This window comes from Hymenobacter segetis, from assembly GCF_038448715.1.
Lineage (GTDB): Bacteria > Bacteroidota > Bacteroidia > Cytophagales > Hymenobacteraceae > Hymenobacter > Hymenobacter segetis.
This window is the reverse complement of sequence record NZ_JBCEVZ010000003.1, coordinates 72,082-98,030: the sequence shown is the minus strand read 5'-3', so window position 1 is coordinate 98,030 and position 25,949 is coordinate 72,082. Positions and strand designations below refer to the sequence as shown.

At 62.4% G+C, this 25,949-nt stretch carries 18 protein-coding genes and 1 riboswitch; of the genes, 8 read left to right on the top strand and 10 right to left on the bottom strand.

Features of this window, described 5'->3' with window-relative positions:
- Positions 1-24: 24 nt before the first annotated feature.
- Together AAFH49_RS02445 and AAFH49_RS02440 are read left to right on the top strand one after the other, a co-directional pair.
- Complete coding sequence (locus AAFH49_RS02445) at positions 25-1,530, top strand: SDR family oxidoreductase (RefSeq protein WP_342295740.1); 1,506 nt, start codon at positions 25-27, stop codon at positions 1,528-1,530.
- Between the two features lie 181 nt (positions 1,531-1,711).
- Entirely contained in the window at positions 1,712-3,679 is a 1,968-nt protein-coding gene (locus tag AAFH49_RS02440) for a prolipoprotein diacylglyceryl transferase family protein (RefSeq protein WP_342295738.1), read from the top strand.
- Between the two features lie 15 nt (positions 3,680-3,694).
- On the opposite strand, the gene AAFH49_RS02435 is transcribed toward AAFH49_RS02440, so the two are convergent.
- From AAFH49_RS02435 to AAFH49_RS02425, 3 genes are all read right to left on the bottom strand, one after another.
- Complete coding sequence (locus tag AAFH49_RS02435) at positions 3,695-6,268, bottom strand: type IA DNA topoisomerase (protein WP_342295736.1); 2,574 nt, start codon at positions 6,266-6,268, stop codon at positions 3,695-3,697.
- 102 nt (positions 6,269-6,370) lie between these two features.
- Positions 6,371-7,099: a GAF domain-containing protein gene (locus AAFH49_RS02430; protein ID WP_342295735.1), complete on the bottom strand. Its 729-nt coding sequence runs from the start codon at positions 7,097-7,099 to the stop codon at positions 6,371-6,373.
- Between the two features lie 432 nt (positions 7,100-7,531).
- Positions 7,532-8,248: a hypothetical protein gene (locus tag AAFH49_RS02425; protein ID WP_342295733.1), complete on the bottom strand. Its 717-nt coding sequence runs from the start codon at positions 8,246-8,248 to the stop codon at positions 7,532-7,534.
- Between the two features lie 131 nt (positions 8,249-8,379).
- Between AAFH49_RS02425 and AAFH49_RS02420 the strand changes: the two genes are divergently transcribed.
- On the top strand, positions 8,380-8,838 hold the full coding sequence (locus AAFH49_RS02420; protein ID WP_342295732.1) for a hypothetical protein: 459 nt from the start codon (positions 8,380-8,382) through the stop codon (positions 8,836-8,838).
- Positions 8,839-8,989: 151 nt separating this feature from the next.
- On the opposite strand, the gene AAFH49_RS02415 is transcribed toward AAFH49_RS02420, so the two are convergent.
- Positions 8,990-10,453 carry an amino acid permease gene (locus tag AAFH49_RS02415; RefSeq protein WP_342295731.1) on the bottom strand — a complete coding sequence of 488 codons (1,464 nt, stop codon included), beginning with the start codon at positions 10,451-10,453 and terminating at the stop codon, positions 8,990-8,992.
- A 233-nt stretch (positions 10,454-10,686) separates the two neighbouring features.
- Positions 10,687-10,778, bottom strand: a riboswitch (SAM riboswitch).
- A 165-nt stretch (positions 10,779-10,943) separates the two neighbouring features.
- Between AAFH49_RS02415 and AAFH49_RS02410 the strand changes: the two genes are divergently transcribed.
- On the top strand, positions 10,944-11,372 hold the full coding sequence (locus AAFH49_RS02410; protein WP_342295730.1) for a hypothetical protein: 429 nt from the start codon (positions 10,944-10,946) through the stop codon (positions 11,370-11,372).
- Positions 11,373-11,535: 163 nt separating this feature from the next.
- Here the strand turns inward: AAFH49_RS02410 and AAFH49_RS02405 are convergent, their stop codons facing one another.
- Positions 11,536-13,515, bottom strand: a complete 1,980-nt coding sequence (locus AAFH49_RS02405; RefSeq protein ID WP_342295729.1) for a TonB-dependent receptor plug domain-containing protein — start codon at positions 13,513-13,515, stop codon at positions 11,536-11,538.
- A gap of 247 nt (positions 13,516-13,762) precedes the next feature.
- Here AAFH49_RS02405 and AAFH49_RS02400 point away from each other — a divergent pair, with 247 nt between their 5' ends.
- A complete protein-coding gene (locus AAFH49_RS02400; protein ID WP_342295727.1) occupies positions 13,763-16,246 on the top strand; it encodes a M1 family aminopeptidase in 2,484 nt (827 codons plus the stop codon).
- Between the two features lie 108 nt (positions 16,247-16,354).
- Here the strand turns inward: AAFH49_RS02400 and AAFH49_RS02395 are convergent, their stop codons facing one another.
- The 5 genes from AAFH49_RS02395 to AAFH49_RS02375 form a co-directional block, all read right to left on the bottom strand.
- Entirely contained in the window at positions 16,355-17,098 is a 744-nt protein-coding gene (locus AAFH49_RS02395) for a carbonic anhydrase (protein ID WP_342295725.1), read from the bottom strand.
- Between the two features lie 170 nt (positions 17,099-17,268).
- Positions 17,269-17,454: a hypothetical protein gene (locus AAFH49_RS02390; protein WP_342295724.1), complete on the bottom strand. Its 186-nt coding sequence runs from the start codon at positions 17,452-17,454 to the stop codon at positions 17,269-17,271.
- Positions 17,455-17,568: 114 nt separating this feature from the next.
- On the bottom strand, positions 17,569-19,212 hold the full coding sequence (locus AAFH49_RS02385; RefSeq protein WP_342295722.1) for a SulP family inorganic anion transporter: 1,644 nt from the start codon (positions 19,210-19,212) through the stop codon (positions 17,569-17,571).
- Positions 19,213-19,477: 265 nt separating this feature from the next.
- Positions 19,478-20,872 (bottom strand): sensor histidine kinase, encoded by a 1,395-nt coding sequence (locus AAFH49_RS02380; protein ID WP_342295720.1) that lies wholly within the window; start codon positions 20,870-20,872, stop codon positions 19,478-19,480.
- A 160-nt stretch (positions 20,873-21,032) separates the two neighbouring features.
- The gene (locus tag AAFH49_RS02375; protein ID WP_342295718.1) at positions 21,033-21,713 is read right to left on the bottom strand and encodes a response regulator transcription factor; all 681 of its coding nucleotides are present in this window, start codon (positions 21,711-21,713) and stop codon (positions 21,033-21,035) included.
- A 341-nt stretch (positions 21,714-22,054) separates the two neighbouring features.
- On the opposite strand from AAFH49_RS02375, the gene AAFH49_RS02370 reads away from it, so the two are divergent.
- The 3 genes from AAFH49_RS02370 to AAFH49_RS02360 are packed head-to-tail and all read left to right on the top strand — an operon-like array spanning position 22,055 to position 25,935.
- Positions 22,055-22,648 carry a (2Fe-2S)-binding protein gene (locus AAFH49_RS02370; RefSeq protein ID WP_342295716.1) on the top strand — a complete coding sequence of 198 codons (594 nt, stop codon included), beginning with the start codon at positions 22,055-22,057 and terminating at the stop codon, positions 22,646-22,648.
- A gap of 24 nt (positions 22,649-22,672) precedes the next feature.
- Entirely contained in the window at positions 22,673-23,698 is a 1,026-nt protein-coding gene (locus tag AAFH49_RS02365; RefSeq protein WP_342295714.1) for an FAD binding domain-containing protein, read from the top strand.
- Positions 23,695-25,935, top strand: a complete 2,241-nt coding sequence (locus tag AAFH49_RS02360; protein WP_342295713.1) for a xanthine dehydrogenase family protein molybdopterin-binding subunit — start codon at positions 23,695-23,697, stop codon at positions 25,933-25,935. Before AAFH49_RS02365 ends, AAFH49_RS02360 begins: the two co-directional genes overlap by 4 nt.
- Positions 25,936-25,949 lie beyond the last annotated feature (14 nt).

Genomic DNA, 25,949 nt, shown 5'->3' with positions numbered 1-25,949 from the left:
GTTCCACGCCCCCGCCGCGACCTTATGAAAATCCTGCTCACCGGGGCCACCGGCTACATTGGCCAGCGCCTGCTGCCGCTGCTGGCCGAGGCCGGCCACGACATCATCTGCCTGGTGCGCGACCCGCGCCGCTTTGCCCTGCCCGAAACACTGCCCGAAGCCTTGCACCCGCATGTGAGCGTGGTGAAGGGCGACCTGCTCCGGCCCAAGACTCTGGCCGCCGTACCCACCGATATTGATGTGGCCTACTACCTCGTGCACTCCATGAGCGGCGGCAACGAGGACTTTTTCCAGCAGGAGCAGCAGTCGGCGCAGCATTTCACCGACTACCTCAATACCACCACGGCCCGGCAGGTCATCTATCTCTCCGGCATTGCCAACGACCACGACCTGAGTGTGCACCTGCGCTCGCGCCGCGCCGTGGAAAACGTGCTGAGCGCAGCTACCACGGCCCGGCTCACTGTGCTGCGGGCCAGCATCATCATTGGCTCAGGGTCGGCTTCGTTTGAAATCATTCGGGATTTAGTGGAGAAGCTGCCGGTGATGGTGACGCCGCGCTGGCTGAACTCGCGCTGCCAACCCATTGGCATTCGGGATATCATGTTCTACCTCACCAATGTGCTGGATAATCCGGCCTGCTTCGGACGGGCCTTTGATGTGGGCGGGCCGGATGTGCTCACCTACCGCGAAATGCTGCTGGGCCTGGCAGCCGAGCGCGGCTACAAGCGCTGGATTGTGACAGTGCCCGTGCTCACGCCCCGGCTGTCGTCGTGGTGGCTTTATCTGGTCACGAGCACCACCTTTTCCCTGGCCCAAAGCCTGGTCGAAAGCCTGAAAAACGACACCATCTGCGACCCCAAAAACAGCATCAGCGCCGTGATTCCGCATACCTGCATGGACTACCGCGCGGCCCTGGCCCTGGCCTTCCAGCGTATCGAGCAAAACGAGGTGGTGAGCAGCTGGAGCGACGCGCTGAGCTCCGGCGTGATGCGCCAGAATTACATGGACGCCATCCAGATTCCCAAAAACGGCATGTTCTTCGACCGCCAGCTCATGCCCTTCACTCGGCCGGTGGCGGAGGTGCTGGACAATATCTGGCGCATCGGCGGCGAGCGGGGCTGGTACAAAACCGACTGGCTCTGGCGCATCAGGGGGCTCATGGACAAGGCTGTGGGCGGCGTGGGCTTGCGCCGGGGCCGGCGCTCGCCCAGCCGCCTGCGCGCCGGCGACCCGCTCGATTTCTGGCGCGTGTTGGTAGCCGATAAAGCCGGCCGTCGCCTCCTGCTCTACGCCGAAATGAAGCTCCCCGGCGAGGCCTGGCTCCAGTTCCGCATCCTCGACCAGCCCGATGGCTCGCACGCCGTGGAGCAGCTGGCCGCCTACCGCCCGCGCGGCCTGGCCGGGCGGCTGTACTGGTACTCGGTGCTGCCATTTCACGGCATTATTTTCAAAGGCATGGTGAAGAATCTGGTGGAATACCGGGAGAGCGCGGCACCGCCGACACATCAGCCGGAGCTGGCTCAGTCATGAAGTTTTCAGCACGGTATAAAGTCTAAATAATCCCATATTATCCATTGTATTACAGTTATTTAATTTTTTATTATAACTGATTCAAGAGTCTGATACTTGCACAAATTGGGTTGCAATATCTTTAGGTAGAAAGGTAAGTTTAGGGGCTGCTATCCACAGAGCCTCTTAACTGACCCTAACCATGACGCTACCTTACACGCCGGGCCACGACTACTACACGCCGTTTTACCTACTGGCCACGCTCACCAATGTGTTGCTGCTGCTCTGGGAAGGCTGGCGGCGCGGCTTCCCGCTCCGCCCTTGGCTGACGCTGGTGGCGGCCAGCAGCCTGGCCCTCATCCTGGGAACCAAGCTCATCACCCACCCGGTGGGCGACTGGAGCAGCCTGCTGTTCAGCAACGCGCCAACCGACACGGCGCGCTCCATTCTGGGCGGTAGCCTGGCGGCGGCGCTGACGGTAGTAGCCCTGCGCCGCTGGCTGGGCCTGGGCTGGGCCGTGCTCGATGCGCTGGCCCTGCCGCTGTGCGCAGCGCTGGTGGTGCAGTGCGTGGGCTGCGTGCTCACGGGCTGCTGCTTTGGGGAGCCTACTACCGGAGTCTGGGGACTTACCTATGCAGCCGGCACATTGCCGTGGTATTGCCAGGTGCAGGCGGGCCTACTGCCAACTACGGCCTTACACAGCCTGCCGGTGGCCCCCACGCAACTGCTGGCCCTGCTGCTGTGCGCGGCGGTGGGCGGCGTGCTACTGGCCACCCGCAAGCGGCGCTGGCCGGTGGGCTCGTGGCTGTTGCTGCAAACGGGGCTGCTGCTGCTGGGGCGCTTTGCGCAGGCTTTCTGGCGCGATGCGGCCAGCGAGCCGGTGGCGGGCGATGTTCATTCGGTGCTGGGTGCCCGGTGGCTGGAGCTGCAGATGTGGCTGCTGCCGCTGGGGTTGCTGGCGCTGGGGCTTTGGGTGTGGCGCGTGCGGCGGCCGTCTGCCTCGCCTATTTATAAGTTCGAAGCTGCCCAGCCGGTGCCAGCTAGCCGCTATCTATTGGTGCTGGTGGGCCTGCTGGGTCTCACGGCGGCACTGTCGGCTACTGCGCTCACACAACCCGAAACCACGGTGGTGAGGGGGTTGCTATTGATGGTGCTAGCCGTGGAGGCGAGTCAGCTTTTGGCTAGCGGTTCGACCCGGCTGGTTAACCAATCCACTATTTGGTCGTTGGACTTTCTGCATTCTCTGCCATTGCCGCGCTTGCTGCCGGTAGGGTTGGCCGCCACGGTATTTGTGCTCACCAGCCAAAGCCCGGCCCCAGACTCGGTGCGGACGGTTGATATCGCAGTGGGAGGCCTGACTGGCGGCTTCACGCAGGATTCTTTCTATGATGTCAGCAGTAGCGGCAGTGGCTGCGACAGTTCCCCGGGCTCTCAAATTCCAGCATCGCGCGATGGGTATAAGCACCGCTACCGCGCCGCCGGTGGGCAGGTGGCCTACCAAGTGCACCCAGGTGGCCGCGCCACGCTGGGCACGGTCGGCATGGGCGTGTGGGCAGGTACCGACGTGGTGAGCTATGCTCCACAAGCTCTACGAGGCGCAATTACTATTCCCGACGCGGCCCCAACGCGCACCTATCAACTGCTCGATATCAATCCTTTCGTAGAGGGTCACTTCCGTTTCAATCCCGCCAAAGACTTCAGTATTGGGTATCACGCGGGCCTTCATATCGGCAAGCTGGCTTTTGGCTCGCCCAAGCGTGCGGAGCCAGAATTGCGCCCTACCTACAATGTGATGCCCGATGTGCAGCTCTGGTTGGGCAGTCGGCGCTGGTTCTACGGCCAGTTTGATGGGGGCTACGGCGCGGGTAGCATCGGCAATTATTATTCCCGGTTGGGCTTGGGTTCTGGCTTTGGCTCGAAGCGCGGCGGCACGCTCCTGGCGGGCCTTGCATTTCCCTCGCTTGGTTCGGTACCGTTGAATCCGAACATGGCCGCAACGCTCAGTTCGGCCAGCGAACTGCCCACCATGGGCTTCCTAAGTGCCAACATCCGCCTGCCTGCGGGTACTGGCTTCAGCGCCTTCAGCCTTGAACCGTATTTTGCGACTGACTTCGACCAGCAGCGCCTACTCAGCCTGCGCCTGCATTACCAATTTCAGGTTGGCCATTAAGTACCAAAGCCAGCCCTACCCAAACACCGGCACCACGCGCCCCTCCTCCACCTTCAGTGCGGCATCGTACTTGTTGCCGGTTTTGGCTGAGAGGAAGCCTCGGATAACGCTGGTTTCGCCCTTGCGCAGTAGCTGCTTGAGCTGGGTTTCGGTGAGTTGCTTGCCGCCCCATTCAAATGCCACGCGGAACTGGCAGTCTTCGCGGAAGCGCGAGCAGCCGTAGGCCGTTTTGCCCTTGAGCATGGTGCCGAGCTTGCACACCGGGCACGGAATCAGGCCCGAATCGGGCGCGGCCCCGGGCTTGCTGTCGGCCACTTGCAGCAGGATGGGCTGGAAGCTGGTATCGAGCCCAATAGCGGCGTCGAACTTCTGTCCCTCGGCCCCGACGAAGCCTTTCATCACGGGCGTGCGGCCTTTGGCGAGCAGGGCTTTCACCTGCGGGTCGCTCAGCTTTTTGCCGTGCACTTCGGCGGGCAGCCGGAACGTGCACCCTTCGCGGAAGCGCACGCAGCCGAAAGCCGTTTTGCCGCGCACGACGTGGCCGGTTTTGCAGGCCGGGCAGTAGCCGAGGCCATTGGCCCCGGGCAGCGTGGCCGCGCCGGGCGCTTTCGCAGTTTTGGCCCCGGTCATGCCGGCGGGCACTTTGCTGCTGCCGGCCTGCGCCTGCTGCACCGCCAACTCAGCGCTGCCGGACGTGACCATGCGGCCGCGCCCGTCGTTCTTCACCTCGGCCACCATCTCGCGCACCAAGGCCGAGAGCTCGCCCAAAAAGCCTTCCGACGACAGCTCACCGCGCTCAATCTGGCGCAGCTTGTGCTCCCACTGGCCCGTCAGCTCGGCCGATTTCAGGGTGGGGTTTCGGATTAAGCCAATCAACTCTACTCCCGTCGGGGTGGGAATGATGCGCTTCTTCTCGCGCTTGATGTAGTTGCGCTTAAACAGCGTTTCGATGATGGCGGCGCGGGTGCTGGGGCGGCCGATGCCGTTTTCCTTCATGGCCTGGCGCAGCTCTTCGTCGTCGATGTTGCGGCCAGCCGTTTCCATGCCGCGCAGCAGCGTGGCTTCGGTGTAGTCCTTGGGCGGCTGGGTCATCTTGCTTTCTAGGCGCGGGTCGTGGGGGCCGCTTTCGCCCTTCACGAAGTTGGGCAGGACCGTGGAAACGGCATCATCATCAGCTTCGGCAGCGGCTCCGGCCGCACCCGGGGCGGCCGCTGGTTTGGGGGCGGCCTGCTGGGTGGGGTCGCCGTAGACCACGCGCCAGCCGGGGTTCAGGATTTGACGGCCGCGCACGCGGAAGGGGCGCTCGGCGGCTTCGGCCAGCACCGTCGTGTTGCTCACTTCGCAATCGGGGTAGAAGGCGGCGATGAAACGGCGCGCGATGATGTCGTACACGCTGGTTTCCATGCCACCGCCGGGGCCGGCCGCGCCTGTCGGGATGATGGCGTGGTGGTCAGTGACTTTGTTGTTATTGAAAACCTTGGGCGTCTTCGGGATTTTCGTAGCCAGCAGCGGGCCGGTGAGCGCATCGTAGCCAATGCCGCGCAGGATGCCGGGGATTTTCGGGTACTGGTCGTCGGGCAGAAACGTGGTGTCGACACGCGGGTAGCTCACGGCTTTCTTCTCGTACAGGCCCTGCACGATTTTCAGCGTGTCTTCAGCAGATAAACCCAGCTGGTTGTTGCACTGCACTTGCAGCGAGGTCAAATCGAAGAGACGCGGCGGGGACTCACGACCTTTCTTGATTTCCACATCGGTGACGCGCAGCGGGGCGGGGCGCACGGCTTCCAGGGCTTCTTTCGCTTCTTCTTCGGTCACGAAATAGCCCAGGGCGCGCAGCCGCGACTTCGTATCGGGTGCGGCGTCGGCGTCTTTGGCCTTGTCCGGTGATGCCATGTGGCTGAAGAGCGTACCCCGGTATTCGGTCTTCAGTACCCAGTATGGCTCCGGTTTGAAGTTCTGGATTTCGTGCCAGCGCTCTACCAGCAGGGCCAGCGTGGGGGTTTGCACGCGGCCGATGCTTAGGAGTTGCTTGTCCTGGTAGGTTGTGTATTTGAGGGTGAAGAGGCGCGTGGCGTTCAGGCCCAGCAGCCAGTCGCCTACGGCGCGGCTCTTGCCGGCTTGGTATAAGGAGTCGAATTCCTTGGCCTCGCGCAGGTTCTGGAAGCCCTGGCGGATGGCTTCTTCGGTGAGCGACGAAATCCACAGCCGCTTCACGGGCTTGCGGCACTTGGCCTCCATCAATACCCAACGCTGAATCACCTCTCCTTCCTGCCCGGCGTCACCGCAGTTTATTACTTCGGTGGCCTCGTCTACCAGCTTTTTGATGGTGTGGAACTGCTTTACCACGCCCTCGTCGCGGCGCATGAGCTTGATGCCGAACGAATCGGGAATCATGGGCAGGTTGTGCAGGCTCCAGCGCTTCCACTCGGGCTGGTAGTCGTCGGGCTCCTTGAGCTGGCAGAAGTGGCCGAAGGTCCAGGTGACCTGGTAGCCGTTGCCTTCCATGTAGCCGTCCATGCGGCGGGTGGCACCCAGCACGGTGGCGATTTCACGGGCCACGCTGGGCTTTTCGGCAATGCAAACTATCACGGAATTCGGGTTGATTGGAGGGCTGCGCCGAAGGGTTTTCGACGCAGGGAATCAACAAAGGTAACCGCGAAAAAGGTCGATTGGGACAGCTGAAGGCGGGTGTTACTTCCCCACCCCGGCCAGCACCGTTTGCAGTTCGCGGTACAGCGTCTGGGCCAGGTAGCGGGCTTCGTCGAGGCGCGACTCGGCGTATTGGCGGGCTTCCTCGGTGTCGGCGGCTTCCCACTGGTTCAGCTCGGCCAGGGTGGCGAGGCGGGTGAGCGACTGCTGCACAGTGGCATCGAGGCGGGTGGGCAAAGCATCGGGCACGGTGAAGCCGGTAGCCAGGGCGGCTTGCAGGCGCAGCAGCTCCTGGGCTACCTGGGCCAGGTCCTTTAGCAGGCGGCCTTCGGAGGGGGTGAGCTGGCGGGGGCGGCGGTCCATAACGCAAAGGCTGCCCACGGCCAGGCCTTTGGGGGTGCGCAGGGCCTGGCCGGCGTAGAAGCCGAGCTTCATTTCCTGGGCCACGAAGGGGTTGACGAGGGCGCAGGGCTCGGCCGCAATGTCGCGGAACTCGGTGAGGTCGTCGTGGAGGATGGCCACCGAGCACATGCTGTCTTCGCGGTTCACGACCAGGGCTTCGGGCAGGCCCTCGTTGCCGATGAACACCACGTCGTCGGACCGCACCAGGCTCACCAGGGCGATGGGCATATCGAAAAGCTTGGCCACGATGCTCACAAAATCATTGAACACTTCCTGCCCCGGCGTGCCCAGCACCTGGTAGGGCTGCAGCGCCGCGAGGCGCTCGTGTTCGTGCGAAGGTATCAGGCCAGGGTATTGGGTCTTGTTCATCGATAAGCTCAGGGATTCAGCCGCCAACTGCCTGAATGGGGTAAAAGTTCGGCGGCGGGTGCAATGCGTAAAGGTATTGCGCTACGCATAATGGTTGGCTGAAATTCTGCCACCGGCGGCGGCCGCCCGGTAAGTGGACGCCATTTGCGGGCGTGCGGCAACGCATTGCCCGCCGGGCCTCCGGAGGACCGGAACCCCCTTCGCCAAGCGAAAATGGCCGCTCCGGAGGTCCGGAGTGAGCTTCACCGTCCGGAAATGCGCCCTCCGGACCTCCGGAGGGGGCGTTTCCGCTCAGAAATGGCTGCTCCGGAGGTCCGGAGGAGGCGTTTCCGGTCAGAAATGGCCGCTCCGGACCTCCGGAGCGCCTCAACCGCACAGAAAAGCCCGTTCCGGAGGTCCGGAACGGGCTTTTTATTTACAAAGCACATTTAACTAGCTTTTCGGCATGGTGGGCACGGGCAGTTTGGCTTTTTTGCCCCCGCCCATTTCGGCTTTGCTGAAATCGAAAAACGGGGCCGCCCGCTCCGGCTGCGCCGCGAATTCGAGCAGCAGCGTGAGGTAGACGTGGTACAGGGCCAGGCAGGAGGCTTCGCGGCCATCGTGCAGGTCGATGCGCTGGGTGCCGGCGGTGCTGGCCATTACATCGGCGCGGCCCAGCGCCTCCGAGAGGGATTTGAGCACCTTGCGGCCCTCCGTACGCTGGGGCGAGGTGAAGACCGTGGGGCGGGCATCGAGGGCATCGAGAAAGGCCGTGAAGGCGTCCTCCACCTCGGTCTGGGCGCTTTTGGTGAGGGCGGCGCGGCCCTTGGGGAAGATGGCCAGCAGGTCGGCGCTGCTCTCGTCGTAGGCGGGGTTGATGACCTTGCGCTCCATGCGCTTCACGTAGTCCTTGAAGTCGACCAGGGCCTGGGCCAGGGTGCTGGTGCTGGCCTGGCCCTCGCCGGAGAGCTGGCCGGCGTGGGTGGCGCGGTAGTCGGTGAGGGCCACGTCGAGGGCCTCGGCCCCGGCGCTGTACTTGCCGCCGGCGGCCTGCCGGATGGTTTGCAGGGTGAAGGCGGCCATGTCGGCAAACTGGTCGCGGTTGAGGCGCAGATTCAGAAAGAAATTCTCGAACCGGGCGGCGTATTTGGCTTTTTTAGCGTTGGCCATGGGGCACTGAAGAGGTAGGGAGTGAAAAGATGGGCAAAAGGTAGGAAGTATTTGGACATTGCCGTCGCCGCCGCGCCACAACCGGCCGCCGGGGCCGCCGTAGAACCGGCACACCCTCCCCCTATTATTATATGCCCCGCATCATCGTCGGTTTATTCACCAGTGCTTCCGAAGCTGAGTTTGCCGCCACCCAGGCGCAGGCCGCCGGCCTCGCCCCCGGCAGCATCAACATTGCCACCCAGGAAACCCTGCAAGCCCAGCACCTGCCCGATGCCGGCGCGCCGGCCGAGCCCTTCCGCGAAAGCGTGACGCGGTTTTTCACCGACCTCTTCAGCGGCAGCCAGCTCGATGATACCCAAGCCCACATCGCCGCCACCGGCCCCGAGCACGCCGTGGTCACCATCGCTACCACCACCCCCGCCGAAGCCGAGCAGGCCCGCGCCGTCCTCGACCGCTGCGGGGCCGTGGATGTGTACAAGCAGCGCCCCCTCACTCCCACTGCTGCGGAGGGAGAGATTGACCTCGAAGGCGACCTGAGCCGGGTGCGGGACGATGAAGAGTTGGACGCGAATGGGCTGACCACGCATTGAGGGCCAGCGGGTCGACATATCGGTAGTAAGGCCGAATCCGAAAAACGGCAAAGCCCCGTAGGGGCGACACTCGTTGAACGAGTGTCGCCCCTACGGGGCTTTTGCTACCACATTGGGTCGGTTCTACTACCGCTATGCCGCCCCGCTGGGGCTAAACCTGTGGGCTGCCAGCCGCTTCCTGCGCCAGCCGCAGCTTGCTGTTCCGCTTGCCGTAGCCGAAGTAAATAATCATGCCCAGCGCCAGCCACACCACCAGGCGCAGCCACGTTTCCCAGGGCAGCGAGGCCATCATCACGAGGCACACGATGATGCCCAGAATGGGCACCACCGGCACCCACGGCGTGCGGAACGGCCGGGGCGCGTCGGGGTTAGTCCTCCGCATGATGAGCACGCCGAGGCACACCATCACAAAGGCCAGCAGTGTGCCGATGCTCGTCATCTCGCCCACTACGGCGATGGGCACGAAGCCCGCAAACAGCGCAATGAACGAGCCCAGCAGCAGGCTGGACTGCGCCGGCGTGTTGAATTTGGGGTGCAACCGCGAGAACACCGGCGGCAGCAGCCCATCCTTCGACATCGAGAAAAACACCCGCGACTGCCCCAGCAAATCCACTAATATCACTGAAGTGTAGCCGATGAGAATGGCCAGAATCACGGCTGAGGACAGCCAGGCATAGGGCGTTTTTTCGATGGCAATGGCCACCGGGGCGGCGCTGTTTTTGAACTCGGTGTAATTAGCCAAACCGGTCAGAACGTGCCCGAACAGCACGAACAGCACCGTACAAACCGCCAGCGAGCCGAGGATGCCAATGGGCATGTTGCGCTGCGGGTTCTTGGTTTCCTGCGCCATGGTGGCCACGATATCGAAGCCGATGAAGACGAAGAAAATCACGCCCGCCCCGCGCAGAATCCCGCTCAGGCCGAACTCACCGAAGGTGCCCGTATTGGCCGGGATGTAGGGTTGGTAATTGGCGGGGTCGATGTACTGCCAGCCCAGCGCGATGAACACCAGCACCACGGCCACCTTCAGGGCCACCACCAGCGCATTGAACCACGCCGACCCTTTCGTGCCCCGCGTGACGATGGCCGTAATGGCCAGCACGATGAGCATGGCCGGCACGTTCACGAAGCCGCTCACGGTGGAGCCATCCGCCAGCTTCGCACTTTCAAACGGCGACATCACCAGCTGCGCCGGGATGTGCAGCCCGTATTTCCCCAGAAACTTGATGAGGTACTGCGACCAGCTGATGGCCACCGTGGCCGCCCCCACCGAGTATTCGAGCACCAAATCCCAGCCAATAATCCAGGCAAACAACTCCCCCATCGTGGCATAAGAATAGGTATAAGCCGAGCCCGAAACGGGCACCATGGCCGCAAACTCGGCGTAGCACAGCGCCGAGAAGGCGCAGCCCACGGCCGCCACGATGAAGGAGATGGTAACGGCCGGCCCCGCGTTATTGGCCGCCGCAATGCCGGTGAGCGAGAACAGGCCCGCCCCAATAATTACCCCGATGCCAATGGCAATCAGGCTCACGCCATTCAGGCTGCGTTTGAGGGTGTTCGCCCCCGTTTCGGCTGCTTCCGCGCGGAGCAGCTCCAGTGATTTTTTCAACATAAAGAGATAGAAACGCGCCACGCTACCGCTCCACCCGGAGCAGCCGTGCCGCAAAGCAAAAAACCCGTAAAAAGGAATGAAACCGCACCGACCGTAGCCTCAGCTACGCGGCGCTAGTGCCTGGAATCAACAGTAACAACAGCCCGCGAACATGCGGCCCGTCGTCAACAAACGGGCACGAAAAAGACCAGGAAAAGCAAGCGAGGCAGCGGAAACGGCAGGCACGGCAGTTGTTTTTATATGGTCAGGAATTGGCACCGGGCCGCGGTTGCGGGTGGTTGCCGGCGCGTCGTTGAGCCTGTCTCTCAGCGCCTCTGTATAAAAACAATCCTTCCGGAGAAAGAATTGATGGCACAAAGGTAGTGCCGGATGGCTGCCCCGCCCACCCGGTGCCGCCCCAGACAACCCCACCGCACCGGCCCGCGTATGGGCGAGGCATTTGGCTGGCGCGTATTTCCGCTTCCCACCACCTGCCCGATACCGCTAGTTCATGTCCGATACCGTTGTGCACGCTGAGCCCTATGGCAGCATGCTCTATTCCCCCGAAGTGCCCTGTTTCATCATCTCCTGGCACGGCTTCGCCAACAGCGAGCAGTTCCGCTTTCTCATGAACCGGGGCTTGGAGCTTTACGAAGCCGAAGCCGCCCGCACGCAGCCGCTGGGCTGGCTAGCCGACACTCGCAACGTGCAAGCCGTGAAGCCCGCCGACCAGGAATGGATGCGTACCGACTGGAATATCCGCGCCCACCGCGCCGGCATCCGCCACGTCAGCTTCGTCGTGCCGGAAACGGTATTTGGCCAGATTTCGGTACAGAGCTACACCCACAACGTAGCCGAAACCAACGACTACGAAATTGAAACCTCCCAGCACCGCACGCTGCAAGAGGCGAAGGATTGGCTGCGGGCGGCGATTGGGTAGCCTCGACGACCTGACAATCCAGACAAAAAAGAAGGTCATGCTGAGCGCAGTCGAAGCATCTCTACCGCAATAGCAAACCCATTCGATTGGATTACTTGTACGGTAGAGATGCTTCGACTGCGCTCAGCATGACCTTCTTTTTATCCGGCCGTTCTGGCCTTCCCTACCGCCGCAGCGCCAGCCGCACGCCGGCCATCAGCCAGCGACCGGGCATTTGCGCTCCCAGCAGGTCGGAATATTTGGCGTCGAACAGGTTCTGGGCCTGGCCCACCACCCACAGGCGCTCGGGCAGCAGCGCCACATCGAGCCGGCCGTTGATGACCACGTAATCGGGCGTGAGCTGGGCATCGTTGACGGTGGCGGTGGCCACAGTCTGCTGGCTGGCGCGCTGCTTATACACCCCGCCCAGGCTGGCCGTGAAGCGGCGGTGCACTAGGCTCACGTTGCCGCTCACGAGTTGCTTCGCCACGTTGCTCAGGTACTGCGACACAATGCTGCCGTCTACGTTCAGGTGGGTGTAGGTGTAGCCCACGCTGCCTTCGAGGCGCAACGCTTTGCTTAGTTGGGCGCGGGTGCTGGCTTCAAACTCCAGCCCCTGTGTGCTCACGGCAAACAGGTTTTGGGCGTAGCGGTAGGTACTGGCCGGGCTCAGATTGGTGAAGCCGGTGCCGGCCTGCACGACATTGCCGGGCGTGCTCACGTAGTCAATCAGGTTGCGGCCGTAGCGGTTGAAATAGGTGCCGCGCAGCGTGAAAGCCGGCAGCGGGTGGAAATCGAGGCCTCCTTCGTAGCTCCAAGTGCGCTCGGCTTCGAGGCCGGGGTTGCCCACGTTGAAGCCTGTGGGCACGATGCCGGGCCGGATGGCCGAGTTGTACTGCTCGGTAAAATTGGCCGCCCGGATGGCGCGGCCCACAGCTGCGCGCACCGTCAGCTTCTCGCCCAACAGCTGGCTGGCGGTGAGCTGGGGCAGCACTTCGGTGCCGTAGGCTTGGTCGTGGTCGAGACGCAGGGCGGCGGTCAGGTTCAGGCCAGGGGTGGGCATCAGGCCGGCCACGGCAAACGCGCCCTGGTGCCACACGGCGTGGTCGCCGCGGTCGTTGCTGCGCACGCTGCGGCGGTCGGCCTGGCCGCCCAGGGTCAGCTGCACCTTATCGGAGAAACGCAGCTGGTGCTGGGCCTGCACGTTGAGGTAGTGCATCAGGTGGTCGCTGGCCGCCGAGGTGGGCGTGTACACGTAGTAATCGGTGCTGGAGGTGCCCACTAACTGCAATTCGGTGCGGGCGCGGGTACTCCAGTCATAGCGCAATTGCCCTTGGTACCAGTCGCGCGAGGTGGTTTCGCGGGCGCGGTCGCCGGCGTTGGTGGTGTAGAAATTCTGGGCGTTATAGTCGCGCCGGTCGAAACTGGCGCGGGCGGCGGCGCTGAATTTTGGGCTGATTTGGTATGCGCCCGAGAGCGAGTAGGTATTCAGCTTGAAATCATTGCGCAGGCCGCCGGGCAGGTTTAGCAACTGGCCGCTGGCGGTGTTGTTGAGAATGCCGCCGGCCAGTCGCAGGCTCTTATCCTGGCCATAAAAGCCGGCGTTGGTGGTTTTTAAATCATACTCACCGGCCATAAACGTACCGCCAATTTCCACGCCATCGGGCCGATGGGTGGCGGCGAAGGTTTTAGTAACGATGTTGACGAAGCCGCCCACGGCATCGGGGCCGTAGAGGGCGGCACCGGGACCACGCACCACCTCAATCTGCTCAATCTCGGCCGGGGTGATGGGCAAATAGCCCGCGAAGTGGCCCGTGAGCGGGTCGTTCAGCCGCATCCCATCCAGCAGAATCAGTACCTGGTTGAAAGTGGAGCCGCGCAATGTGATGTCGGCTTGGGTGCCGAAATTACCCCGGCTCTGCATCTCAATGGCGGGCAGCAGGCGTAGCAGGTCATCAAGTGAAGCCACCGGGTACTGGCTGAGCGTGCGGCCGGGTATTACGGTCACGTAGCGGCCCGTCTGGCCAGCCACCTGGTCGAGGCGGGTGCCGTACACGGTCACTTCGTTGAGGGCGCGGGTGCTGTCGGCCGGGGTGCTTTGGGCTAGAGATTTAAAGGTGAAAAGAGTGCAGAAAAATGGGGCGGTGTAACGCGTAAGTCGCATTCCTTGGTGGGTTGGTGGGGGTGCAAAGTTACCGTAGCGTGGACTCTGCGAGTCCGCGTCTCGCTGCGACGCAGCGAATAACCATTGCCCGTCACCGCTTGGGCATTTCGCATTTCCGCATTCGCCGCACAGCGGCGAGACGTGGACTCGCAGAGTCAGCGCTACTTTCGTCCTTGCGTCAGGCAACGTCAACCTCACGTCCGCGTCCTTCGCGCGAAATCGATTTTCACTCACCCGAAGTTTTTCCATGAAGCATCTTTTCGCGCTGGGCCTGCTGGGCCTGGCGGCCACCACGCCGGCTTTCGCGCAGGCCCCTACCCCGCCCGCTACCAAGCCCGAATCCCCCTATCGCGCCTCGGCCACCAAGGTCAACGACTTGGTGCACACCAAGCTCGACGTGCGTTTCGACTACGCCAAGCGCCATCTACTGGGCAAGGAGTGGGTCACGCTCAAGCCCCACGCCTACCCCACCGACACGCTCCGCCTCGACGCCAAAGGCATGGACATCAACGCCGTGGCGCTGATGAATGGCGGCCAGCAAACTCCGCTGAAATACGACTACGCCGATGGCATGAACCTGCGCATTAACCTCGGCCGCGTTTTCAAGCCGGGCGAGGAATACACGATATACATCGACTACGTCTCGAAGCCCGACGAGCTTAAAGTGAAAGGTTCGGCCGCTATTACTGATGCCAAGGGCCTGTATTTCATCAACCCCGATTCGACCGTGAAGGGCAAGCCGGTGCAAATCTGGACGCAGGGCGAGACCGAAGGCTCGTCGGCCTGGTTCCCGACCATCGACCGCCCCAACCAGAAAACCACCGAGGAAATCTCGATGACCGTGCCGGCTAAGTACGTCACGCTCAGCAACGGCCGTATGGTGAGCAGCACGCCCGCCGGCCCCGGCCTGCGCACCGATGTGTGGAAAATGGAGCTGCCGCACGCGCCCTACCTGTTCATGATGGCAGTGGGTGACTTCAAAATCTACAAGGACACCTGGCGCGGCAAGGAGGTTAATTATTACCTCGAACCCAAGTACGCGCCCTTCGCCAAGCAGATTTTCGGCAACACGCCCGACATGATGGAGTTCTACTCCAACCGCCTCGGTGTGGAGTATCCGTGGAATAAATACAGCCAGATTGTGGCCCGCGACTACGTGAGCGGTGCCATGGAAAACACCACCGCCACCCTGCACGGCGAGCAGGTGCAAATGACCGACCGCGAGCTGATTGACCGCGAATACGGCTCCGAATCAGTGATTGCGCACGAGCTGTTCCACCAGTGGTTTGGCGACTACGTGACGGCCGAAAGCTGGTCCAACATCACCGTGAACGAGACGATGGCCGACTTCTCGGAAGGCCTCTACGCCGAGCACAAATACGGCAAAGACGCCGCCGATGCTCACTACTACCGCTACCTGCGCCGCTACCTGAGTTCGCCCCGCGACGCGGCCAAAACCTTGGTGCGCTTCCACTACGACGAGCAGGAGGAAGTATTTGACCTGGTGAGCTACCAGAAAGGCGGGGCCATCATGGACATGCTGCGCACCTACCTGGGCGATGACGTATTCTTCGCCGGCCTGCAGAAATACCTGAAGGATAACGCCCTCGGCAACGGCGAGGCGCACCAGATGCGCCTCGCTTTTGAAGCCGTGTCGGGCCAGGACTTGAACTGGTTCTGGAACCAGTGGTATTTCGCGCCGGGCCATCCCATCGTCACGATTGACTACACCTGGGACACGGCCAAGAAGGCCGAAACTGTCACCATCAAGCAGACCCAGACTGGCCAGACTTTCCGCCTGCCCTTCACCATCGATTACTATGTGGGCGGCAAGGTGATGCACCAGCCCGTGACCATGACGGAGGCCACCCAGACCTTCACCATGCCCCTTTCGGCCAAGCCCGACCTGGTGAACGTGGACGCCAACAAGAAGACGCTCTGGCTGAAAACCGATAACAAGACGGCCGCCGAATACGCCTTCCAGTACGCCCACGCGCCCCTGTTCGTCGACCGCCGCGAGGCCATCGACGCCGCAGCCAAGGACCAGACCATCGCTGCCAACCGCGCCACGCTGCTGGCCGGCATTAACGACAAGTTCTACAACAACCGCCTGGCCGCCGTGGAGGCGCTGAAGCTGGATAACAAGGACGTGGCCAAAGTAGCCGCGCCCGCCCTGCGCAAGTTGGCAGCCACCGAAAAAGAGCCCTGGGTGCAGGCCTCGCTGCTCGGCGCACTGGCCAAGCTGAAGGATAAAAAGGACGAGAAGTACTTCACCAAGCAGCTGAACAGCCAGTCGTACAATGTGCAGGGTGCCGCCCTGCGCGCCCTGTCTGTGGTGCAACCCGCCCAGGCCTTGGTCCGTGCCAAAGCGTTGGAAAATGACAGCCAAAGTGCCCTCGCGCAAGCCGTAGTGGCCACCTACGCCCAAGCTGGCGGCCCCGCCGAATGGGCTTACGTGCGCGATAAATTCGATGCTGCCCGCCCGCAGGCCAAGTTTGGCTTGGCCGAGCCCATGGCCGGCATGATGGGCCGCCTCGAAGACCCGGCTGCCTTTGCCGAAGGCGTGACCCGCCTGCGCGACCTCGGCGTGAAATACAAAGCCTACGGAGCCGACCGCATGGTGCTGGGCCTGCTCCAGACCGCCAACAAGGCCCAGGCCAGCCGCGGCCACGCCGCCGAAGCCCAGGCCGCCGTCGACAAAGCCACCCAGGAACTACAGGCCGCCAAGTAACCCGGCCCTGCTTGCCTGAATAGTAAAAAAGGCCTGCCGCAATGCGCGGCAGGCCTTTTTTGTGGGTGGTTGGTAGGTATTCGGGGAAAACGAAAGGTTCGGGTGCGCTTATTTCTTCTCGACTGCGCCTTTCTTTTCGACTACTACTTCCTTGGCCGGGTCGTGCTTGGGGCCTTCATAGGAGTTGACGTCTTTGTCTTTTTCGGGTTCATGATTCACGGCCTCGGTGGCGTAGATGTGCTCCATTTCGGTCATCATGTCGTCGCCGTCCACGTTCAGGTCTTTGAGCACACCGTCGGCAATGTCGTACACAAGGCCGTGCAGGCGGGGCGGATTGTCGCCGCGCACGGCGTTCTGGATGATGTTGGTTTTGGCTAGGTTACGTACCTGCTCTATCACGTTCAGCTCCACCAGGCGGCGGGCACGCTGGCCATCATCCTTGATGCGCAGGTACTCAGCCTCGTGCAGCCGAATTACGTCGCGGATATTCACCAACCAGTTGTCAATCAGGCCGTATTGTTTGTTGGCTGCTGCCGCAGCCACGCCGCCGCAGCCGTAGTGGCCCACCACCAGGATGTCCTGCACGCCCAGCACTTCCACGGCGTATTGCAGCACGCTCAGCAGGTTCATGTCGCTGTGCACCACCAGATTGGCAATGTTGCGGTGCACGAACATCTCGCCCGGGCCCGTACCGGTGATGCCCGAAGCCGGCACCCGCGAATCGGAGCAGCCAATGAACAGGTATTTCGGCTTCTGACCATTGGCCAGGTTCTTAAAAAAGTTGGGGTCCGCCGCGTTGCGGTCTGACACCCATTTCTTATTATTTTCGAGAATTTTGCTGATTCCAGCCATGGCAAAAGGAGAAAGTTTTATCGCCTAACTGCTGCCGAAACAGCTGTCTGGCGTATTGAGCCCGGCAACCCGGTCGGGCTGCAAAGCGGTGAGGCGCTGACCAAGGTAGCACCTATTAGTGGTTGAAAATTAGTTACTGTGGAGTTCTACGGCGGGAGCATCGGCACCGTTCAGGCACTGCGGCGGCGGTAGTCATGCTGGCCGCCGTTGGCCGGGCGGCGGGTGCTGAGCGGCCGCGTGCCGCGCGAAAACGTGAGCGTAACCACGGCGGCCGCCACCGGCCGCACGGCACCAGGGGCCGGAATATCAGCGGGCGTTGGCTGGAGCGGACTGGTGGTTTGGTGGGCTGTATTCAAGGTAAGAAGGAAAGCAGGTCGTACAGAAATTGAACGTCATGTTTCGTTGCGCTCTGCATGACGGGCGGGCGAATGACGGTCTGAAGAGCCGTGCATGCCGTGCAGATTCAGCCCCTAATGCGCCCCCAGCGCCACCTGCCGGATGCCCCGCAATTCCAGCTCGATGCCCCGGGCGGGCGCGGCCTGCCGGAAGGCCTCGATGGCTTCGAGCACGTCGTGGTCAATCACATCGGAGCGGGTGCCGTCGAGGATGACGCGGCTATCGGCGGGCAGCTGGTCCAGCGTGGTCACGATGCTGGCTTTGTTGAGGAAAGAAACGTGCTCGGGTAGGCGCAGGTGCAGGGGGGCATTGGGGCTTTCGGCGTTGTCCTCGGAGTCGTCGCGCCGCAGGTAGGAGCCGGCCTTGGCGTTGTCGCGCAGGATGAAGAAGAAGCCCAGCACTAGCCCAATGCTCACGCCCTTCAGCAAATCGGTAAAGAGCACCGCCACGATGGTGATGATAAAGGGGATGAACTGCTCGCGGCCCAGCTGCCACTGCTTGCGGTAGAGCGCCGGTGTGGTCAGCTTAAAGCCCACCAGCAGCAGCACCGCCGCCAGCGCCGAAAGCGGAATCAGGTTCAGCACCGCGCCCAGAAACAGCAGGCTCGTGAGCAGCAGCAGGCCGTGAATGAAAGCCGACAGCTTGCTCTGCGCGCCAGCCGCGATGTTGGCCGATGAGCGCACGATAACCGCCGTGAGCGGCAGGCCACCCAGCAGGCCGCTCACCAGGTTGCCCGCGCCTTGGGCCAGCAGCTCGCGGTTGGTGGGCGTGTGGCGTTTCTGGGGGTCGAGGTTGTCCACGGCCTCCACGCTAAGCAGCGTTTCGAGCGAGGCCACGATGGCAATGGTGAAGGCCACGCCGTAGGTAGCGGGGTTGCGCAGGGCGTTGAAATCGGGGAAAGTCATTTCGCGGGCCAGTTGGCCCAGCGACGACAGCACCGGCAGCTTCACGAGGTGCTCGGGGCGCACCTGCATATCGGGGGCCACGGCTTTTAGCAATTGGTTGATGCCCACGGCGGCCAGCACGGCCACCAGCGCGCCCGGCACCAGCCGCGACCACGGCTGCCGTTTCACGGGGGCCGTATTCCAAAGCAGCAGGATAGTCAGTGACACCACGCCCACCAGCACCGAGCCGGGGCTCAGCGCCTTCATAGCTGCGCCAATGGCTGAGAACGTGTTCATACCATTGAACTGCAGGAAATTCATGTCCTCGAAATAGTCGGCATCGGCCCCAAAAAAGTGCGGCAGCTGCTTCAAAATCAATATAATACCGATAGCCGCCAGCATACCGCGAATCACGGCCGCCGGGAAGTATAGGGCAATAATGCCCGCCCGGGCCAGCCCCAGAATAATCTGAATAACGCCGGCCACGGCCGTGGCCGCCAGCACCGCCGGCCACGAGCCCAGCGTGGAAATAGCCGACAGCACCACCACCGTGAGGCCAGCCGCCGGCCCGCTCACGCTCACCGCCGAGCCGCTGAGCACGCTCACCAGCACGCCGCCCACGATGCCCGCAATCACGCCCGCCAGCAGGGGTGCGCCCGAGGCCAGCGAGATACCCAGACACAGCGGCAGCGCCACCAGAAATACGACCAGCCCCGCCGGCGCATCCTGCCCGATGGTGCTGAACAGCGACACCTTGGGCCGGGGATTGACGGGGGCAGCAGGCGGCGCGATGGGAGTACCGGTTTGGGCCGGCGAAGAAATTACCTGGGTCATGGTCTTGTGAGTGCAGCCTAAGCCGAAAATCTGGCTTGGGGGGAATTCTGAATACAAGGTTACCGAGGCGTTATTAAGGTCGAATTAAAGGGAAATTAAAAGGAAATTAAAACCGGGGATTATTCGAAAATCCGATAAAATGAACGTCATGCAGAGCGTAGCGAAGCATCTTGCCCGCCACCACTAATCCCATCAATCGGATTGCATTGCGCGGTAAAGATGCTTCGCTACGCTCTGCATGACCGTCCCATCCAACATTACCAGCTCAGACAGGCACCGGCCATTCCAGCCACACCTGCGTGCCCTGGCCGGGCTCGCTTTCCACGCGCACCGTGCCGCCGTGCAGCGCCATGATGCGCGCCGCCAGCGGCAGCCCAATGCCGTGCCCCGGCACCGCCCGCGCCGAGGCTGCCCGGAAAAACGGCACGAATACCTGCTGCAAATCGGCAGCTGAGAGGCCCGGCCCTTCGTCGCTCACCAGCAGTGAGAGGTGCTTGCGGCGGCGGGCCAGCGTGGCCGTCACGGTGCCGCCCGTGGCCTTCGAGAACTTGCAGGCATTGTCCAGCACGTTGAGCACAGCCGAGAGCAGCAGCGCCTCGTTGCCGCGCACGATGAAGGATTCGGCCTCCCCAAAATCGAGGTCGACGCGGCAGGTGGGGTGGCGGCGCAGCAGCTGCTCGTGGGCCTGGAGCAGCAAATCGTCGAGGCTGACGGCAGCCATGGGCACCTGCGAGGGGTCGTCGGAAGCGCGGGCAATTTGCAGCAGGCCGTTGGTGAGGCTGTTGAGCTGCCGGGCCGAGTCGAGGGTGCTTTGCAGCACGCGGCGGTACTCGGCGGGCGGGCGCTCGGCCTGCAGCAGCGACACTTCCAGCTCGCCGATGAGGGCCGTGAGCGGCGTGCGCAGCTCGTGCGAGGCATCGCGCACGAAGGTGCGCTGACCCACGAAGGCCGCTTCCAGACGGTCGAGCAGGCGATTGAAGCGCTGGGTAAGCAGGCCGATTTCATCGGTGGTTTCGCCGGTGCGGGTCAGGCGCTGGCTCAGGTCGGTGGCGGTGATGCCGTCGACTTCGCGCACCATGCGGCGCAGCGGGCGTAGCGCCCGCCCGGCAAAGAACCAGCTGCCCGCGCCCGCCGCCGCCACGGCCACCAGAAAGCCCAGCGCCAGCAGTCGCCGCAGCTCGTCCAGCTGCTGGCGGCTGTCCTCATCCACCGACGAGGCCACCACTACCAGCGGCCCCATGCGGGCATCGCGGTAGAGTAGGCCCACGGTTTCGTGGTAGTTGGTTTCGGGTTCCAGCACGGCCTGGCCGGTGCGGCGTACCTCGGCCAGCCACGCGGGCGGCGCGGGCCGGGCCGCCCCCTGCCCTTCCCGAAAAACCAGGTGGTTATTTGCGTCATACACCCGGCCCTGCTCGGCGGGCAGCGTGCGGTAGAGCTGGCGCAGGTAGCGGCGGTAGGAGGCTTCTTCGCCGGCATCGGCGCGGCCTTCCTGGCCGGCCACGTAGGCGTGTCCCACCACCAGCGTGCGTTTGAACAAACTCTGAGTGAACTCATTGCGCCGCGACTGCTGCGTAGCGAAGTAGATAACCAGCGCAAACAGCAGCAGCGTCACGGCCAGAATAGACCCGAACTGCAAAGCAAGGCGGAGGCGAATGGACATTAGTCAGAAGCAGGATGAAGGGACGGATTAAAAGAACGTCATGCTGAGAGCAGCCGAAGCATCTCGCTCGCTTCGTTGCAACGATTAGGTTAGTGGTGGCACGCAAGATGCTTCGGCTGCGCGAGCATGACTTCAATATTTTCACTCCTGCCCCACTAGTTTACCCCTCATTCTTCATCACATACCCCATCCCTACCAGCGTGTGAATCAGCTTCGGCTCAAAGCCCTTATCCACCTTTTTCCGCAGGAAATTGATGTACACGTCAATCACATTCGAGCCGGTATCGAAGCTCAAATCCCAGACGTGTTCCAACAAATCAGCGCGCGAAACCACGCGGTTTTGATTACGGAGTAAATACTCCAGCAACGCAAACTCGCGGGCGGTGAGCTGAATAGCCTGGCCGGCGCGCTCCACCCGCTTGGCGCCAGGGTCGAGGCTGAGGTCGGCCAGATGGAGGACGGCTTTGGGCGCGGGGGCTTCGGTACGGCGGCGCACGAGGGCGCGCAGGCGGGCCAGCAGTTCATCGAAGGCGAAGGGCTTGACGAGGTAGTCATCAGCGCCGGCGTCGAGGCCGCGGATTTTGTCGTCGGTTTCGCCCAGCGCGGTGAGCATGAGGATGGGCACGCCGGGGTCATGGGCGCGCACTTGCCGGCACACTTCGAGGCCGCTGAGGCCGGGCAGCATCTGGTCCAGAATTAGGCAATCGTAGCGGTTTTCCTGGGCGCGGCGCAGGCCCAGCAGGCCGTCGGCGGCGAGGTCGACGGTGTAGTCCTGCTCCGTCAGGCCCTGGTGCAGAAAGGCGGCTACCGAGGGTTCGTCTTCAACTAAAAGGATTTTCATGGGGCCGGAAGGTAGCGCCGTTTCGGAAAACGGGCCGCGTGGGCGGCCGTTGGCGGGCCACTTGGTTAGGAATACGGGTATGCGCTAAAGCAGTGTTAACACGTTGTATTTCCGACAATACATCCCTTTTACGGATGTGATATTGGCAAAGGCAGGAGTTTCTCTGAATTGCCAGAATTTTCATCTAGTCTTCATTATGACTGATTTTCAACCTTTCGACATTGTCTGGTTGTGCTTACTTGAAAGCATCCGGCAATGAACAGCATCACTTGGCAAAACACGAAGGAAAAAGCGGCCGTAGGCAATACCAGTACCTGCCATCTCCTAGCTATTCTTTCATTATGAGTCAAGTTACCCAAGCCCCACTGGCCCCGCCGCCGGTGGCCCTGGCCCCAACCCAAGCCGTCAGCCTCAACATCAACGGCCAGGCCCACACCCTCCAGATTGCCCCCTGGACCACCCTGCTCGACGCCCTGCGCGAGTACCTCGACCTCACCGGCACCAAGAAAGGCTGCGACCACGGCCAGTGTGGCGCCTGCACGGTGCTGGTCGATGGCAAGCGCATCAACTCCTGCCTCACGCTGGCCGTGATGCATGATGAGTCAAAAATCACGACCATCGAAGGACTCGGAACGGAGGACAAGCTCAGCCCGCTGCAACAAGCCTTCATCGACCACGACGCCTTCCAGTGCGGCTACTGCACGCCGGGCCAGATTTGCTCGGCCCAGGGCCTCATCAACGAAGGCAAGGCCAAAACCGAAGCCCAGGTGCGCGAGCTGATGAGCGGCAACGTGTGCCGCTGCGGCGCTTACACCAATATTTTGAGCGCGGTAATGGAAGTACTTAACAACGAAGGATTAATCATCGAGGATAAGGCGTGGTCGGCGGGTGCCGCCAAGCCGGACATGGCCCCGGTTGAACCACCGAAGAAATAATCCTTCATTCCTCATTCCAGTAAGATGAACAGCTTCACTTTCACCCAAGCCACCGCCGTGGCGGGCGCCGTGCAGGATAAAGCCGCGCACGACGACGCGGCTTACATCGGCGGCGGCACCAACCTGATTGACCTGATGAAGGAGAACGTGGCCCGCCCCACGCACCTCATCGGCCTCAAAAAGCTGGGCCTAGATACCATCGAGAACCTGCCCGACGGCGGCCTGCGCCTCGGTGCTCTCGCCACCAACGCCGACACCGCCTGGCACCCCGAGGTAGAAAAACGCTACCCGCTGCTGAACCAAGCCATTCTGGCGGGGGCCAGCCCGCAGCTGCGCAACATGGCCACCGACGGCGGCAACCTGATGCAGCGCACCCGCTGCTACTACTTCTACGACTTGGCCACGCCCTGCAACAAGCGCGAGCCCGGCTCCGGCTGCTCGGCCATCGGCGGCTACAACCGGGTGTGCGGCATCCTGGGCACCAGCGACCAGTGCATTGCCACCCACCCTTCCGATATGTGCGTGGCCCTGGCCGCCCTCGATACCACCGTGCGCGTGAGCGGCCCGAACGGCGAGCGCACCATCAAATTTGAGGATTTCCACCGCCTACCCGGCGACCATCCCGAGCGCGACAACACCCTGGAGCCCGGCGAGCTCATCACCGGCCTCGACTTGCCCGCAAAGGGCTTCGAGAAAAACTTCAGCTACTTGAAGCTGCGCGACCGCACCAGCTACGCCTTTGCCCTGGTGAGCGTGGCGGCGGCGTTGGAGTTGGAAGGCACACTCATCAAGGATGCCCGCTTGGCGCTGGGCGGCGTTGCCCACAAGCCCTGGCGCGATAAAGAGGCTGAGGCAATGCTCGTTGGCCAGCGCGCCACGGCCGACACCTTCCGCCGCGTGGCGGCCAAGGTGCTCGAAAATGCCAAAGGCCACGGTGCCAATACGTTTAAGATTGAGCTGGCTAAGCGCGCCATCGTGCGCGCCCTTAAGCAAGCCACCGAAATGAATCAGGTGCTCGACACCAACGCCTTTCAAAACTCCAACCCATGAGCCACACCACCGACTACATCGGCAAACCCACCAACCGCGTCGATGGCCCGGCAAAAGTCCTCGGCACCGCCAAGTACGCCGCCGAATTCAACGTGCCCAATCTGCTCTACGGCTATGTGGTAAGCAGCCCGATTGCCAAGGGCAAAATCACGAAAATCGACGCCGCGCCGGTTTTGGCTCTGCCCGGCGTGCAGGAGATTTTCACGCACGAAAACGTGCCCGGTTTCGCATTTCTTGACCGCAGCTACAAGGACGATGTGGCCCCCGGCGGCTCACCTTTCCGGCCGCTGCACGACGCCGAAATCAAGTACAGCCTGCAACCCGTGGCGCTAGTTGTGGCCGACACATTTGAGCTGGCCCGCTACGCCGCGTCCATCCTGCACATTGAGTACGAGGAAGTAGCGCACGAAACCGAGCTGGTGAAGCACATCGACGAGGCCTACGAGCCCGGCCGCGGCAAAACTGGCTACAAGCCGCCGAAGTCGCGCGGCAATTTCGGCAAGGGCTGGAAAGAAGGCGTGGCCCACATGGAGGCGCAGTACTCGCACCACGCCCAGCACCATAACCCGATGGAGATGTTTGCCACTACGGTAGAGTGGCTGGGCGATAAGAAGCTGAATATCTATGATAAGACGCAGGGTGTTTTCAACAGCCAGCAGTACGTAAATAAGATTTTCGGCCTGAGCAAGGACCAGGCACGGGTGATTTCGAAATACACCGGCGGCGGCTTCGGCTCCGGCTTGCGGCCCCAGTATCAGTTGTTTCTGGCCGTCATGGCTTCGCTGCAGCTGGAACGTTCGGTGCGCGTGTCGCTCACCCGCGAGCAGATGTTCAGCTTCGGCCACCGGCCCGAAACCTTGCAGCACGTGGCCCTGGCCACGGCGGCCGACGGCTCGCTCACTGGCATCAACCACTTTGCCGTAGCCGAAACCTCGCAGTTTGAGGATTTCACCGAAAACGTGGTGGGCTGGTCCGGCACGCTCTACGACTGCAAAAACGTGGAGTTGGGCTACCGCTTGGCTAAAGTCGACGTGTTTTCGCCGCTCGATATGCGCGCACCCGGCGCGGCCTCGGGCTCCATCGCGCTGGAAATTGCGATGGACGAAATGGCCTACGCCGCCGGCCTCGACCCGCTCGAATTCCGCATCCGCAACTACTCCGATTTCGACCAGGCCCAGAACCTGCCCTACTCCAGCAAGGCCCTGCGCAAGTGCTACGCCGAGGGCGCAGCCAAATTCGGCTGGGAGAAGCGCACCGCCAAACCCGGCTCGATGCGCGACGGCAAAATGCTGGTGGGCTGGGGCATGGGCGGTGGCATCTGGGACGCATCCAAGATGCCTGCCACCGTGAAAGCCAGCCTCGACGCCGATGGCCACCTCACGGTGAGCAGCGGCACCAATGAAATCGGCACCGGCACCTACACCATCATGACGCAGATTGCGGCCGAAAGCATGGGCCTGCCTATCGAAGCCGTCACCTTCGTGCTGGGCGATACCACGCTGCCCGAGTCGCCCCTGCAAGGCGGCTCCTGGACGGCCGCTTCCGTCGGCAACTCCGTAGTTGAAGCCTGCACTAAGCTCGGCGAAGCCCTGCTGAAACAGGCCCAGAAAATGGACCACCCGGCTTTCAAAGACGCCAAAATTGACGATGTGCAGTTTGCCAACGGCCAGCTGCGCCTGCGCTCGGATGAGACGCAGGCCGTCGTACTACGCGACCTCGTGCAAGCCAGCGGCGAGCCTAAAATCGAAGCCGAAAACTCCACGGCACTGGCCAAGCTGGAAATGCTGAAGCCGCCGAAATATTCCATGCACGCCCACAACGCGGTGTTTGTGGAAGTGAAAGTGGACCCCGACCTGATGACCGTGCACGTCACCCGCGTGGTGAATGCCGTGGCTGCCGGCCGCATCATCAACCCCAAAACGGCCCGCAGCCAGGTCCTCGGTTCGGTCGTCTGGGGCATCAGCTCGGCCCTGATGGAAGAATCGGTGATGGACCACCGCTTCGGCCGCTACATGAACCACAATTACGCCGAATACCACGTCCCCGTGAATGCCGACATCCACGACATTGACGTGATTTTCGTGAGCGAGGAAGACGACAAAGTCAACCCGCTCGGCATCAAAGGCCTGGGCGAAGTTGGCCTGCTGGGCGTAGCCGCCGCCGTGACCAACGCCATCTACCACGCCACTGGCAAGCGCGTGCGCGACCTGCCGGTGACGATTGACAAGCTGCTGTAGAAACTCCAGCGGCT